This is a genomic window from Pseudomonas sp. (assembly GCF_051660785.1).
Lineage (GTDB): Bacteria > Pseudomonadota > Gammaproteobacteria > Pseudomonadales > Pseudomonadaceae > Aquipseudomonas.
In genome coordinates this window covers 33,565-47,616 of the sequence record NZ_JBOFQE010000007.1, presented here as the reverse complement: position 1 = coordinate 47,616, position 14,052 = coordinate 33,565, and the positions used below count along the sequence as shown (strand labels likewise).

Annotated in this window: 12 protein-coding genes and 4 tRNA genes; 9 read left to right on the top strand and 7 right to left on the bottom strand. The window is 58.5% G+C overall.

The features are described from left to right. Positions 1-519 precede the first annotated feature (519 nt). A complete protein-coding gene (locus tag ACRC4F_RS02420; RefSeq protein WP_438657921.1) occupies positions 520-1,290 on the bottom strand; it encodes a hypothetical protein in 771 nt (256 codons plus the stop codon). A 378-nt stretch (positions 1,291-1,668) separates the two neighbouring features. On the opposite strand from ACRC4F_RS02420, the gene ACRC4F_RS02415 reads away from it, so the two are divergent. The 4 genes from ACRC4F_RS02415 to ACRC4F_RS02400 all read left to right on the top strand — a co-directional run bounded on the left by ACRC4F_RS02415 (position 1,669) and on the right by ACRC4F_RS02400 (position 2,083). Beyond that, positions 1,669-1,744 (top strand) — tRNA-Glu (locus ACRC4F_RS02415). 3 nt (positions 1,745-1,747) lie between these two features. Continuing rightward, positions 1,748-1,823, top strand: a tRNA-Gly gene (locus ACRC4F_RS02410). A gap of 105 nt (positions 1,824-1,928) precedes the next feature. Continuing rightward, a tRNA-Glu gene (locus ACRC4F_RS02405) sits at positions 1,929-2,004 on the top strand. A gap of 3 nt (positions 2,005-2,007) precedes the next feature. Further along, positions 2,008-2,083 (top strand) — tRNA-Gly (locus ACRC4F_RS02400). 148 nt (positions 2,084-2,231) lie between these two features. On the opposite strand, the gene ACRC4F_RS02395 is transcribed toward ACRC4F_RS02400, so the two are convergent. From ACRC4F_RS02395 to ACRC4F_RS02380, 4 genes are all read right to left on the bottom strand, one after another. Beyond that, a complete protein-coding gene (locus ACRC4F_RS02395; protein ID WP_438657920.1) occupies positions 2,232-3,971 on the bottom strand; it encodes a dipeptidase in 1,740 nt (579 codons plus the stop codon). A 185-nt stretch (positions 3,972-4,156) separates the two neighbouring features. Then, the gene (locus ACRC4F_RS02390) at positions 4,157-4,795 is read right to left on the bottom strand and encodes a LysE family translocator (RefSeq protein WP_438657919.1); all 639 of its coding nucleotides are present in this window, start codon (positions 4,793-4,795) and stop codon (positions 4,157-4,159) included. A gap of 1 nt (position 4,796) precedes the next feature. Next, positions 4,797-5,567, bottom strand: a complete 771-nt coding sequence (locus ACRC4F_RS02385) for a 2OG-Fe(II) oxygenase (protein ID WP_438657918.1) — start codon at positions 5,565-5,567, stop codon at positions 4,797-4,799. 93 nt (positions 5,568-5,660) lie between these two features. Beyond that, complete coding sequence (locus tag ACRC4F_RS02380) at positions 5,661-6,287, bottom strand: alanyl-tRNA editing protein (RefSeq protein WP_438657917.1); 627 nt, start codon at positions 6,285-6,287, stop codon at positions 5,661-5,663. Positions 6,288-6,377: 90 nt separating this feature from the next. Between ACRC4F_RS02380 and ACRC4F_RS02375 the strand changes: the two genes are divergently transcribed. After that, complete coding sequence (locus ACRC4F_RS02375) at positions 6,378-7,376, top strand: LysR family transcriptional regulator (RefSeq protein ID WP_438657916.1); 999 nt, start codon at positions 6,378-6,380, stop codon at positions 7,374-7,376. 219 nt (positions 7,377-7,595) lie between these two features. Here the strand turns inward: ACRC4F_RS02375 and ACRC4F_RS02370 are convergent, their stop codons facing one another. Both ACRC4F_RS02370 and ACRC4F_RS02365 read right to left on the bottom strand, forming a co-directional pair. Further along, a complete protein-coding gene (locus ACRC4F_RS02370) occupies positions 7,596-8,003 on the bottom strand; it encodes a PA2817 family protein (RefSeq protein ID WP_438657915.1) in 408 nt (135 codons plus the stop codon). A gap of 65 nt (positions 8,004-8,068) precedes the next feature. Continuing rightward, positions 8,069-10,516 (bottom strand): acyl-CoA dehydrogenase, encoded by a 2,448-nt coding sequence (locus ACRC4F_RS02365; protein WP_438657914.1) that lies wholly within the window; start codon positions 10,514-10,516, stop codon positions 8,069-8,071. A 248-nt stretch (positions 10,517-10,764) separates the two neighbouring features. On the opposite strand from ACRC4F_RS02365, the gene ACRC4F_RS02360 reads away from it, so the two are divergent. From ACRC4F_RS02360 to ACRC4F_RS02345, 4 genes are all read left to right on the top strand, one after another. Beyond that, positions 10,765-11,424: a transglutaminase-like domain-containing protein gene (locus ACRC4F_RS02360; protein ID WP_438657913.1), complete on the top strand. Its 660-nt coding sequence runs from the start codon at positions 10,765-10,767 to the stop codon at positions 11,422-11,424. A 43-nt stretch (positions 11,425-11,467) separates the two neighbouring features. Continuing rightward, the gene (locus tag ACRC4F_RS02355) at positions 11,468-12,091 is read left to right on the top strand and encodes a glutathione S-transferase family protein (protein ID WP_438657912.1); all 624 of its coding nucleotides are present in this window, start codon (positions 11,468-11,470) and stop codon (positions 12,089-12,091) included. A 133-nt stretch (positions 12,092-12,224) separates the two neighbouring features. Then, complete coding sequence (locus ACRC4F_RS02350) at positions 12,225-13,157, top strand: ABC transporter ATP-binding protein (RefSeq protein ID WP_438657911.1); 933 nt, start codon at positions 12,225-12,227, stop codon at positions 13,155-13,157. After that, on the top strand, positions 13,154-13,933 hold the full coding sequence (locus ACRC4F_RS02345) for an ABC transporter permease (RefSeq protein WP_438657910.1): 780 nt from the start codon (positions 13,154-13,156) through the stop codon (positions 13,931-13,933). Before ACRC4F_RS02350 ends, ACRC4F_RS02345 begins: the two co-directional genes overlap by 4 nt. The last annotated feature ends 119 nt before the right edge of the window (positions 13,934-14,052 follow it).

Here is a 14,052-nt window from a genome sequence, read left to right as displayed (position 1 = left end):
GCGGCCTGCCAGCCGACCAATTTCTTGCTGATGTACACCAGACCTGTGGGAGCTGGCCTGCCAGCGATGGCGACCTGACAACCGACCAGTTTCTTGCTGATATACACCAACCCCCTGTGGGAGCTGGCCTGCCAGCGATAGCGGCCTGCCAGCCGACCAATTTCTTGCAGTTGTACCCCGACCCCCTGTGGGAGCTGGCCTGCCAGCGATGGCGGCCTGACAGCCGACCACTAACTTGCAGATGTACCCCGACCCCCTGTGGGAGCTGGCTTGCCAGCGATGGCGATCTGACAGCCGACCAATCACTTGCAGATGGACACCGACCTTGTGGGAACTGGCTTGCCAGCGATGGCGGCCTGACAGCCGACCAATCTCTAGCAGGTCTGCACCGAACCCTGTGGGAGCTGGCCTGCCAGCGATGGCGGCCTGACAGCCAACCTATCTTTCCCTGTTGTACTCATCCACCAAACCCAACCCATAAAAAAAGCCACCTTGCGGTGGCTTCTCTATGTCTTCTGATCAGTCGTAGATCACTTTCTTCTTCCAGTCCGCATCCGCCTCGACGTCTTTGAGGCCTACGTTCAATTGGTTTGCCTCGCTTTCAACGGCCGCGATGTTGTCCATCACCATGGCATTGGCGCGAGCCAGGAGTTTTTCCAGGTATTCGAGTTGTTCGGCGTAGACCTGCGGTTCCTGCTGTTTACGCAGGTATTGCACGCCGCGTTCGAAGGCGAGGCGGGCCTGGCCTGGCTGGTTTTGTTGCAGGCATTGCTGGCCGAGGTTGTTGAAGAACTCGATGTGCAGCAGGACCAGGATGTGGCGCACTTCGCGGATCCAGCGCTTGGCTTCGTTGGTCGGCAGGAAGCCGTCCTGTGCGGCGCGGGTGATCTGGCCGTGCAGGGCTTCGAGCAGGAAGCGCACGTCCTTGGCCTTGGCTTCGGTCTGGATCGGTGCGGGTGGGTTGTTGACCGGGATCGATTCACCTTGGGCGGCGAGGGCTTCCAGTTCGGTAATGCGGGCCCTGAGGTTGGCGCTGGTTTTTTCCAGGTTGAGCAATCGCTGACAGACGTTGAGTTCCAGGCGGGTCAACAGCAGCTTGAGGCCCGGTGTCATCAACTGGCCTGGGAAGGTCTCGGTGATTTCGCCGCAACGACGCAGGCGGTCGTTGAGTTCAACCTTGGTACGGGCCTTTTCCAGCTTGTTGTTTTCCACCACATGGTTCATGTAGCCAATGGCGATCAATAGTGCGATCCCGGCTACGACTAGCAGGGTGATCATGAGTGGTGTCACCGGTAAGACCTCTTTATAGGGTTCGCGATCGAGTGTAGTGGCTTGGCATTTGGGCGCATAGGGCCGCTCGACGAGTTGAATCGGTTGTGGCTGTCTTTATATCGGCCGTGGTTCGACTTATATAAATGCTGGCAAAGGTGGATCACATTGCCATCATCTTCGGCGGCGGACTATAACGTCTTGGTGGTTGCCAGAATATAGCGGCCAAAGGTCAGTTGACGGAAAACCCGTAATCCCGGCTGAAAGCGGGGCGAAGTCATTGATTTAAATAAATTTATATCTGGGGGTTGACGACCCCTCAATCCATCCATAGAATGCGCGCCACTTACAGCGTAAAGCACACAGCGAAACGCGGTAGGGAGTGAATGTTGTACGTGTGTCCCCTTCGTCTAGTGGCCTAGGACACCGCCCTTTCACGGCGGTAACAGGGGTTCGAGTCCCCTAGGGGACGCCATATGCGGGAATAGCTCAGTTGGTAGAGCACGACCTTGCCAAGGTCGGGGTCGCGAGTTCGAGTCTCGTTTCCCGCTCCAATTTTAAGCAGCGTTGCTCTCGGGCAACGTTGAGTGAAGCCAGAGCCGACATCTTCGGATGCGGATTTGGGCACTGAAATACACACCATGTGTTTCAGTTAGCGTGTCCCCTTCGTCTAGTGGCCTAGGACACCGCCCTTTCACGGCGGTAACAGGGGTTCGAGTCCCCTAGGGGACGCCATTTGCGGGAATAGCTCAGTTGGTAGAGCACGACCTTGCCAAGGTCGGGGTCGCGAGTTCGAGTCTCGTTTCCCGCTCCATATTTAACGAAAACGCCGCTCAGTGATGAGCGGCGTTTTTGTTTGTGCATCATTTATAAAAAAGGACCTCAAGGTCCTTTTTTTGTTTGTGCAGGAATCAGGACTTCAACGTGTCGGACCCGCCACAACAGCGGGTCCGATAAAGCGATCAGAGCTTCGGCAGCTGCCCGATGCGCCCCATCATTTCCGTCACGATTTGCAGATCCAGCAGGAACTGGTCAACGGTCTTGAACTCGTTGTCAGTGTGCCCGGTGTACTTGACCTCGGGCCGAGCCAGGCCGAATTGCACGCCATTGGGCAGTTCATGGACTGAGGTGGCGCCAGCGGAGGTGCCATACTTGTGTTCCATGCCCAGGTTTTCGCTGGCCACGGCGAGCAAGGCCTTGACCCATTCGCCTTCAGGATTGCGGTACATCGGTTCGGCAATCGAGTAGTCGAAGGCCACCGCAACGTGGGTCTTCTTGCTCCAGGCGTCAAGCTTGTCGGCGATTTCGGTCTTGAGTGTTTCCGGGGACTTACCCTTCGGCACGCGCAGGTTTACCGCCAGCTTGAAGGCTTTGTCATCCATGCCGACATAGGTCAGGGAAGCGGTCAGCGGCCCCATGAAGGCATCGGAAAAACCGACGCCCAATTTGCCACCCAGATAATCCAGCCCCCAGTTGTCCGCAGCGTAGCGGGCAGCGTCGGTGATGTGGTTGTGCTTGAGCGCAACCTTGCCGTCGAGGCTGTTGATGAAGACCAGCATTCTGGACACTGGGTTGACGCCGGACTCCGGCTCGGAGGAGTGGGCGGAAACGCCAGTGACCGTCAGCTTCACGTCCTTGCCATCGACCTTGGCGTTCACTTTGAAATCGCCGCCGTTGCGCTTGGCATATTCAGTGCCGGCCTTTTGCAGACTTGAGGCCAATTCGGCGGGCTTGTCAGTCACCAATGTGACAACGGAAGCCGACGGGATCTGATTGGTGGCCAGACCGCCAGTCATCGAGATGATTTCCGCGCCTTTGCCCTCGGCCTTACGCTTGGGAAAATTCGCCATTACCGTGCCGTAGCCTTTCTCGGCAATCACCACCGGATAGCCACCATCCAGCGCCAGGTTGTAGTTGGGCGTCGGGTTGTTTTCGAAGTAATAAGGGATGGCGTCGCCGGTGGTTTCTTCGGTGGTGTCGACCAGCAGCTTGAAATTCCGTGCCAGTGGCAGCTTTTCTTCTTTGATGATCTTCATCGCATAAAGCGCCACGACGATGCCGTTCTTGTCATCTTCGGTGCCCCGGCCATACATGCGGTCGCCGATCAGGGTGACCTTGAACGGATCGAGTTTGGTGCCGTCTTTCAGGACCCAGTTCTCCGGCGTCACGGGCACCACATCGGCATGCGCGTGAATGCCCACGACTTCATCACCTTTGCCTTCAAGGGAGATCTCATAGACGCGATTGTCGATGTTGCGGAAGTTCAGGTTGAACGCCTGCGCCAGGTTCTTGATCTTGTCGGCGATCTTGATGAATTCGGGATTGTCGTGCTGGTCAACGCCGTCGACGCGGAAAGTCGGGATGGCCACCAACTCGCGCAGGGTTTCGGTGGCAGCGCTGCCGTATTTCACCCGTGCGTAGAGACCAAGCAGGCGATGGATCTCGTTCTGTTGTTCTGGCGTAAGGGTCTTGTTGTCGAGGAAGGCGCTGATGGCCGGGCCGAGATTGGCGGTTTTGCCGAGGTCGCTCTTGGCCAGGCCGCCCAGGAATTGCCTGAAATCCGTTGCCGATGCGTCACTGAAGGACTTGAGGATCGCCGCGCTCTGTTGCGGGGTGATGTTGGCCTGCGCGGTCAGGGTGAACGATGAAAGGCTGGCCAGAATCAGGGTTGACGCAGCCAGGTGCTTGAGTGAGAAATTCATTGTTGAAGGCATTCCTTTGCAGGCAGTTTGTGAGAAGTTTCTGATCGATGAGACAGAAACGCTTCCAACCTAACACTGTAACTGAGTGTTGCGGGAGCCCTGAAGTGGGATCTGTCGCACAGAAATGCAAAAGCGGCGCAGAAACGAAAAAGGCCCGAGCGGGCCTTTTTGCGTTTCAGACGGTTTTACATCGACAGAATCAGGCGCCCGGCGAACAGGATCAGAATCACCCCCATGGTGCGTTCGAACCAATGCCCCATGCGCATGAACAGCAATCGCACCCGGGCGCTGGAAAAGAACAGCGCGACGATCACGAACCACAGCGCGTTCACGAAACACATCCACACCCCATACAGCGCCTGGACCTTCAGCGGTGTCGTGGCGCTGATGATCGTGGTGAAAATCGCCAGGAAAAACAGCGTCGCCTTGGGGTTGGTCGCGTTGGTCAGAAAACCGGTGGTGAATGCCTTCAGCAGCGTTTGCTCAACGACCGGCTCATCAGTGACTTTTTCACCTTCAAGCACGGACTTGGGTTGACTGCGCAGCAGGCTGACACCGAGGTACAAAATGTAAGCGCCACCCACCACCTTGGCCACGGTCAATAACCAGGGCGTCGTGTGCATCAAGGCGCCGACCCCGAGCAGGGTGTAAAGCACGTGCACGGAAATCCCCGCACCAATACCCAGTGCTGTGCAGATCCCGATCAATCGGCCGAAACGCACACTCTGACGGATGGTGACCGCGAAGTCCGGTCCCGGTGCGACTACAGCCAGAAAGTGAATGGTCGCCAGCGCCAGGAACTCGCCCAGGTAATTCGAAAGCATTTCAACTCCAGAAAGTAAGGGGTGAAGCATTGCCGCGATAGCCGACAAAGAACGAAAGGCTCAATCGCGGATCCGCCACACCCGGTGTCACCGAGTGCATGCAGCGCGAATTGAACATGATGAAATCACCTGGCTCAGGACGGATCTCCAGAGTCGGAGTGCCAAGCAGGGCCGGGTCGATGCCGTAGCTGTCGCCGCGCATTTCGTCGAACTGATCCGGAGAAATGTCGTGGTCCCACATCTGCAGCGCGCCGCCTTCGCTCGGCATGTTCAGGTAAACGTTGCAGGCGAACTGCGCTTCCAGACTCCGGGCCTGGAAACTGTCCGGGGCGTCCTTGGCGAAAATGTCGTGATGGGCGAGAAAGCACACACCCGGTTTCACTACGCGGGACAGCCCGACATACATCTTGCGACCGTAGAGATTTTCCAGATGCGCACCCGCCGGCCAAGTCTCATCGAGCATGCAGCGCAGGGTGTCGACCGGGGAGGAGTAGGGTGCGCAGCGTTTGCGCAACTCCTCGATGTTGCGCGAGGCGTGCTCGAAATAATCCTCGATCAGCAACGGCTGGTTTTCCGCCTCATAAAACGCCATGCCGATGCGACCGATGCTCGGCGCATTGATATAGCCTTCGAAGCCCGGAGCGAGGATCTTGTCGCCAATCTGAATCGCCAGCGGCTGGGGCAGCAAGCCTTTGACGCGGATGGCGAGGACTTCTTCGTTGGCCAGTTTTTTTATGCACGTCTCATCGAGACGCTCGACGTCAAGCATCATGTCTTAGGTCCATCTATCAGATAGTCAACAGAACCCGCGAATGCAGGCTCCCCCGGGCGTCAGGCGATGACGGGGACGCCATCGCCCAAATGCTCAATCCACGCTGTAGTGGACTGACAGCGTTCCCTTTTTCAGTGAAAGGGAAGCGATCGTGACCGTGCCCAAATCCTTCAGGCTACGTACATGGGTGCCGCCGCAGCCATAGGCGGGCAGTTCACCGAAACCAATTTCCCGGGCGCCTTCGCGCATCGACGTCAGGCGTGGCAGATCCTGGGCAACCCATTGCTCGATGGCGTGCTGAACCTTCTCGGCCTCCACCTCTTTTGCCGACTCTGCCGGTTTGAATTGCACGCGTCCTTCGCCCGGCCAGTGGTGAGCTTTGGTCGGCATCCAGCCCAGGGCCTGGACAAAGTGGCCGATCAGGTGGCCGGCCGAATGCATGCGTGAATTGAACTGGCGGCGTTGCTCATCAATCCGAATCTGAGTCATGCCCGGTTTTACCGGGCGATCAACGAAATGAATGATTCGGTCCGGGTCCTGGACCACGCGCAGGACCTGGCTCTCACCGATCCAGCCGGTATCGCAAGGCTGACCGCCACCCTGGGGGTGAAACAACGTGGCGCGCAGCACCACCGCAAATTCGTTTTCCTGTGGCGTGCAATCCAGGACTTCCACGTTGGCCTTGAGGTCATCACTATGGAAAAAGAGGCGAAGCGTCATATTCCATGTCCTCATTAAAGTTTCTTTTTTTATTATATGAAGCGTGGAATTGCGTGATAATCCGTTCAAACATCAAAGGACTGTTGCGCTGTGAGCATAAATCTTCCATTGCCACTGCTGGGTGAAATGGCGATCTTCGTCAAGGTTGTCGAGACCGGCAGCTTCTCCGAAGCCGCTCGCCAATTGGGCTCTTCACCCTCGGCGGTGAGCCGCAGTATTTCGCGTCTGGAGAAGGCGCTGGCCACGCGTTTGCTACAGCGAACCACGCGCAAACTGCGCTTGAGCGATGGTGGCGAAGAGGTGTTCAAGCGCTGCCAGGAAATGGTCAGTGCGGCCAAGTCAGTGATGGAAATCAGTGGGCAATTCACCCATGAAGCGGAAGGGCTGGTGCGGGTCAGCGTGCCCAAGGCTGTCGGGCGATTTGTGATTCACCCGCATATGCCGGAATTTCTGCGCCGTTATCCCAAAGTGGATGTGGAGTTGCTGCTTGAGGATCGGCAGGTGGATCTGATCGACGACAACGTTGATCTGGCGATTCGCATTACAGATCGTCCACCCGCTGGATTGGTCGGGCGGCAGCTGCTGACCATCGACCATTTGCTCTGCGCGACGCCGCAGTACCTGGCCGAACATAGCACACCGACGCATCCCCATGACTTGCTCAACCACAGCTGCATCTACCTGGGTGAAACCCCGAGTGATGCGCGCTGGAAATTCAAGAAAGGCACCAAGTCTGTGACAGTCGGTGTACGCGGGCGGTATGCGGCGAATCACACGGGCGTGCGACTGGGGGCGGTGTTGCAGCACATCGGGATTGGCAGCCTGCCGTACTTCACGGCGCGTTATGCGCTGGAGCAGGGGTTGATTGTGCAGGTGCTGCCGGACTGGACCTTTCTCGCGTCCTATCATGGCGGCGCTTGGTTGCTGCATTCGCCGACGCGCTATTTGCCGCCGAAGTTGCGGGTGTTTATTGATTATCTGGTGGAGTGTCTGGAGAAGGAACCGACGTTGGGCAAGCCGGGGAAGCCAAGTGCATTGGGCCGGGGTGCGACCGAGTATGAGTTGCCCGAGAGTGATGGGTTGCTCTGAAGGGCCCCATCGTCGGAACGCCGCCCGGAGCAAGCTCGCTCCCACAGGGGATTGGTGGTAGACAAAAATTTTGTAAGCAATCGAGATTACTGTGGGAGCGAGCCTGCTCCGGGCGGCGTTCCGACGATGGCGGCCGCCCGAACACCACACCACTCGGAAATGACATAAAAAAGGCCCGCATGAATAACCATGCGGGCCTTTTGCATTTCCAGCCGAGAATCAGTGCTTCGGCTCGTCTTGCGACATCGCCAGCAGCTGTTTTTCCTGATTCCAGTCGAACGGTTCGTCGTTCTGTTCGGCTTCGAAACGACGCTCTTCCAGTGCCTGGTACAAGTCGATTTCATCATCGGGCATGTAATGCAGGCAGTCACCGGCGAAGTACCACAGCAAGTCGCGCGGGACCAGGTGGGCGATTTGCGGATAACGGGTGATCACCTGGCACAGAATGTCCTGGCCAAGGTATTGGCTTTCGATCGGGTCGACCGGCAGCAAGGCACGCAGTTCGTCAAAGCGCTCCAGGAACAAGGCATGGCTTTCTTCGGGAACCTGTTCGGCCTCACCTACGGCGACCAGGATGCTGCGCAGGTGGTCGAGCAAGACAAGATGATCGGCAACGACGTTGGACACGAGATAAGTCCTCAAGAGCAAAACGGGCGCGGGAGTATAAAGCCCCCACGCCCCTTTTTACAGGATCAGCGGACCTTTCCGTCGGCCAGCGCCAGTTCATCCTTGTCGAAATCATCGACATCGATCACCTTGCGCCGCGCCGCTTCGGCGTCACGCAGGGTCTGCGCTTCCACCGGTTGCAACACCCCGGCCTCCAGCGCCGCATCGATGACGTGTTCCCCGGCGGCCGGTTTGACCTGACCGCTTTTGAGCGCCACGTGCAGTTTTTTCTGCAACGGCTGCGCTGCATTCAGCCGGTTGCAGGCGTGTTGCAGGGCCCCGACCGCATCGTCTGCCGATTGTGGACGGTAGCAACCGCCGAGCAATTCTTCGAGGGTTGGATCGCCCTTGGCCCGGCCAATCACCGCGGCGACTTCAGCGCCGAGTCTGTCCGATGGCCCTTTGTGGCGACGGCCGAACGGGAACACGATCACCCGCAACAGGCAACCCAGCACCTTGTTCGGGAAGTTGCTCAGCAATTCATCCAGTGCACGTTCAGACTGGCCAAGGCTTTCTTCCATGGCCCAGGTAAACAGTGGCGCGATGTGTTCCGGCGAGTCGAGGTCGTGGTAACGCTTGAGCGCGGCGGAGGCGAGGTACATGTTGCTGAGCACATCCCCCAGGCGCGCCGACAGGCGTTCACGACGTTTCAGTTCACCGCCCAGCAGCATCATGCTCAGGTCGGCAAGCATGGCAAACGCGGCTGCCTGACGATTAAGGGCGCGGAAATATCCCTGACTCAGCTTGTTCCCGGGCGCGTGTTCGAAGTGCCCGAAGCCGAGGTTCAGCACCAGCGTGCTGGCGGCGTTGCTCACGGCGAAACCGATGTGCTTGAGCAGCAGGCCATCGAATTCGGTGAGTGCCTGATCCTTGTCTTCACGGCCGGCGAGGGCCATTTCTTTCAGGACGAATGGATGGCAGCGAATCGCGCCCTGGCCGAAGATCATCAGGTTGCGCGAGAGAATGTTCGCGCCTTCCACGGTGATGAAGATGGGGGCGCCATTCCAGCTGCGACCGAGGTAATTGTTCGGCCCCATGATGATCGCCTTGCCGCCGTGCACATCCATGGCGTGGCTGATGCACTCGCGGCCGCGTTCGGTGAGGTGGTACTTGAGAATCGCCGAGAGCACCGACGGCTTCTCGCCAAGGTCCACCGCATTGGCGGTCAGCATTCGGGCGGCGTCCATCATCCAGGCATTGCCGCCGATGCGCGCCATGGCTTCCTGAATACCTTCGAATGCTGACAGTGGCACGTTGAATTGCTCACGAATCTGCGCGTACTGACCGGTCACCAGGCTGGTGAATTTGGCCGCGCCGGTGCCGACTGCGGGCAGGGAGATCGAACGCCCGACCGACAGGCAGTTCATCAGCATCATCCAGCCTTTGCCGAGCATCTCCTGACCGCCGATGAGGAAGTCCAGCGGCACAAATACGTCCTTGCCGGAGTTCGGGCCATTCATGAAGGCGGCACCCAGCGGCAGGTGGCGGCGGCCGATTTCAACACCAGCGGTGTCGGTCGGGATCAGTGCCAGGCTGATGCCCAGGTCTTCCTTGTCACCCAGCAAATGGTCCGGGTCATAGGCCTTGAAGGCAAGGCCGAGGAGGGTGGCCACCGGGCCCAGCGTGATGTAACGCTTTTCCCAGTTCAGGCGCAGGCCGAGGGTTTCCTGGCCTTCCCATTCGCCTTTGCAGATGATCCCTGTGTCGGGCATGGCGCCGGCGTCGGAGCCGGCCAATGGGCCGGTCAATGCGAAGCATGGGATGTCGTCACCGCGGGCCAGCCGTGGCAGATAATGGTTGCGTTGTTCGTCGGTGCCGTAATGCAGCAGCAGTTCGGCAGGGCCAAGCGAGTTGGGGACCATCACGGTGGACGCGAGGTCGCCACTGCGGGTCGCCAGTTTCATCGCCACCTGGGAGTGGGCATAGGCCGAGAAACCCTTGCCGCCAAACTCCTTGGGGATGATCAGCGCGAAGAAGCCGTTTTCCTTGATGTGGGTCCAGGCTTCTGGCGGCAAGTCCATGTCTTGCCCGATCTGCCAGTCGGTGACCATGGCGCAGAGTTCTTCGGTCGGGCCGTCGATAAAGGCCTGTTCCTCTTCACTCAGCTGCGCTTTTGGATAGGACAGCAGTTTGTTCCAGTCCGGACGACCGCTGAACAGTTCGCCGTCCCACCACACGGTCCCGGCGTCGATCGCATCGCGTTCGGTTTGCGACATTGGCGGCAGGGTTTTCTGGAACCAGCTGAACAGCGGCGCGCTGAAGAATTTACGACGCAGGTCGGGCAGCAATAACGGCGCCGCGACGGCTGCGATCAATACCCAGAAAATCAGCAGCAGCCAGCCTGGTGCGCGACTGAAGGCGCCCATCGCGACGATATACACAGCGACGATGCACAGGGCGGGCAGGGGAGCGATACGACGGTGGGCTAAATAAGCTATCCCGACAACCAGAACCAGTATCCACAACAGCAGCATATTTAATCCTCCGTGAACCAGGGCAAAACCAACCTTCAGAGCTTAGACGGCATCCGCAAAACAGGGTGGTCGGAGCGAGGTGATTGAATTCGTGGGAAATCATCGATGAATTTTGTAGGTTGGGTTGGCAACACGCCCGGGAAATCGTTCTTTTCCTACGCGGCTATGCGCCCATGTTTGGCCGAAACGTCGTTATCTCTGTGCTGAAGGTGTCGTTAGACTCGTGGCTTCCCCAGGAGATTGTTCTCATGCACGAGTATCTGAGTCCCGGCCGCTTCATCGATAGTGACCACCCCTCGGTGGTGGAGTTCGCCGAAAAACATCGGGGCGCCAGTCGCGATCCGCTTGAGCAGGCGATCAACCTCTATTACGCGGTGCGCGAGGCCGTGCGTTACAACCCCTACACGTTCAGTCGCGACCCGGATACGTTGCGCGGCAGTTATGCACTGGCGGCCGGGGAGAGTTATTGCGTGCCCAAGGCCACACTGCTGGCCGGTGCCGCGCGACATTGCGGGATCCCGGCCCGCATCGGTCTGGCGGATGTGCGCAATCACCTGTCGACCCCGCGTTTGCTCGAACTGCTCAAGAGCGACGTGTTTGCCATGCACGGCTACACGGAGCTGTTTCTGAACGGTCGCTGGGTCAAGGCGACGCCGGCCTTCAACCAGAAACTCTGCGAACTGTTCAATGTGGCGCCGCTGGAATTCGATGGCATCAACGACAGTGTTTTCCATCCCTTCAATCGCGACGGCGAGCAGTTGATGGAGTACCTGGTCGACCATGGCCAGTTCACCGACGTGCCTGAAACGTTCTTTTTCGAGCACCTGGAAAAGTGCTATCCGCATCTGTTCAGCGACACACTGCCCGTGCTGCTGGGTGACATGCAGAGTGATTTGAGCCGCGCCTGATCCGGCGTATGCTGCCTGCGCATTCATCCATAAAGAGGCGGTCATGCTGAAGATCTGGGGTCGGAAAAATTCGTCGAATGTCAGAAAGCCGTTGTGGGCTGCCGAGGAACTGGGCCTGGCCTATGAAGCCATCGATGCGGGCGGCGCCTTCGGTGTTGTCGATACGCCGCAATACCGGGCGATGAATCCAAACGGCCGCGTGCCGGTGATCGAAGACGACGGCTTCGTGCTCTGGGAATCGAACGCCATCGTGCGTTACCTGGTGGCCAGCCACGCCGATGGCACGGCCTGGTATCCGGCGGATCCGAAGGCCCGCGCCGCTGCTGACAAGTGGATGGACTGGACCACTTCAAGTTTCGCCGGCCCGTTCCGCACCGTGTTCTGGGGCGTGTTGCGCACACCCGAAGACAAGCAGGACTGGCCTGCCATCAATGCCGCGATCAAGGAATGCGATGACTTGCTGGCGACGGCCGACCAGGCATTGGCGGCCAAGCCGTATCTGTCCGGCGACGACATCGGCATGGGCGACATCCCCCTCGGCAGTTTCATTTATGCCTGGTTCGAGATGCCGATCGAGCGCGCACCGCAGCCCAATCTTGAAGCCTGGTACGCACGGCTGAAACAACGCCCGGCCTATAAAAAAGCCGTTATGACCGCGTTGACTTAATACTCACTATCGACACACTTGACTGTACTTGTGTGGCGGCGACAAGCACCATTGCGCTCACGCGCCGCGGTTGCATTGCTCGCCGCCCGCCCATGGTTATCCCTTTTTTTCCTTCTTGGTGCGTAAATCCGATATGAGTTCCGCTCTGTCCATCCGGCAGCTAACCAAAACCTACGGCAACGGTTTCCAGGCCCTGAGTGGTATCGATCTGGACGTCGCCGAAGGTGACTTTTTCGCCTTGCTCGGCCCTAACGGCGCCGGCAAATCCACGACCATCGGCATTCTCTCGACCCTGGTGAACAAGACCAGCGGCACCGTGAATATCTTCGGTCACGACCTGGACAAGAATCCTGCGCAGCTCAAGCGCTCAATCGGCGTGGTGCCTCAGGAATTCAACTTCAACCAGTTCGAAAAAACCTTCGACATCGTCGTGACCCAGGCCGGTTACTACGGCATCCCGCCGAAGATCGCCAAGGAACGCGCCGAGCAGTATCTGACCCAGCTCGGGCTGTGGGACAAGCGCGATGTACCGTCACGGTCGCTGTCCGGCGGCATGAAGCGTCGGCTGATGATCGCCCGCGCACTGGTTCACGAACCGCGCCTGCTGATCCTCGACGAACCGACGGCCGGTGTGGACATCGAACTGCGTCGCTCGATGTGGACCTTCCTCACCGAGCTGAACCAGAAAGGCATCACCATCATCCTCACCACCCACTACCTGGAAGAGGCTGAGCAGTTGTGCCGCAACATCGGCATCATCGACCACGGCACCATTGTCGAGAACACCAGCATGAAACAGCTGCTCGGCCAGCTGCATGTGGAAACCTTCCTGCTCGACCTCAAGAACACGCTGAACGTTGCGCCGCAGTTGCTCGGTTACCCGACCAAACTGCTGGACGGCCACACCCTTGAAGTTCAGGTCGACAAGGCCATGGGCATCACCGCGCTGTTCACCCAGTTGGCGCAGCAGAACATTGAAGTGTTGAGCCTGCGTAACAAAACCAATCGCCTCGAGGAGTTGTTCGTGTCCCTGGTGGAGAAAAATCTGTCGAAGGTGGCGGTATGAGTTCCGAGCTGCAACCCAACCTCGTTGCCCTCAACACCATCGTTTACCGTGAGGTGAAGCGCTTTACCCGGATCTGGCCGCAGACTTTGCTGCCGCCGGCCATCACCATGGTTCTGTACTTCGTGATCTTCGGTAACCTGATCGGCAAGCAGATTGGTGCCATGGGTGGCTTCACCTACATGGAATACATCGTGCCGGGGCTGATCATGATGTCGGTGATCACCAACTCCTACGGCAACGTGGTCTCGAGTTTCTTCGGCAGCAAGTTCCAGCGCTCCATCGAGGAATTGATGGTGTCGCCGGTATCGCCCCATACGATTCTGATCGGCTACACCCTGGGCGGTGTGCTGCGCGGGTTAATGGTCGGCCTCATCGTGACGCTGCTGTCGCTGTTCTTCACCGATTTGCAGGTGCATCACCTGGGCGTGACCATTCTGGTGGTGGTGCTGACGGCGACGATCTTCTCGTTGCTGGGTTTCATCAACGCCGTGTTTGCACGCAACTTCGATGACATCTCGATCATCCCGACCTTCGTGCTGACACCGCTGACGTACCTGGGCGGGGTGTTCTATTCGATCAGCTTGCTGCCGCCGTTCTGGCAGACCGTGTCCCTGGCGAACCCGGTGCTGCACATGGTCAACGCCTTCCGTTACGGCATCCTTGGCGTTTCGGACATCAAGATCAGCGTGGCGATTACTTTCATGCTGGTGGCGACGGTTGTGTTGTACATCGGCTGTGCGCGGCTGCTGGTCAGTGGGCGCGGGATGCGTACTTAAGGGATACCGAGTCGCCCTCAATCGCGAGCAGGCTCGCTCCCACAGGGGATCTTCGTTACGGCATAGATCCAATGTGGGAGCGGGCTTGCCCGCGAAGGCGCCAGCCCAGACACAACAAA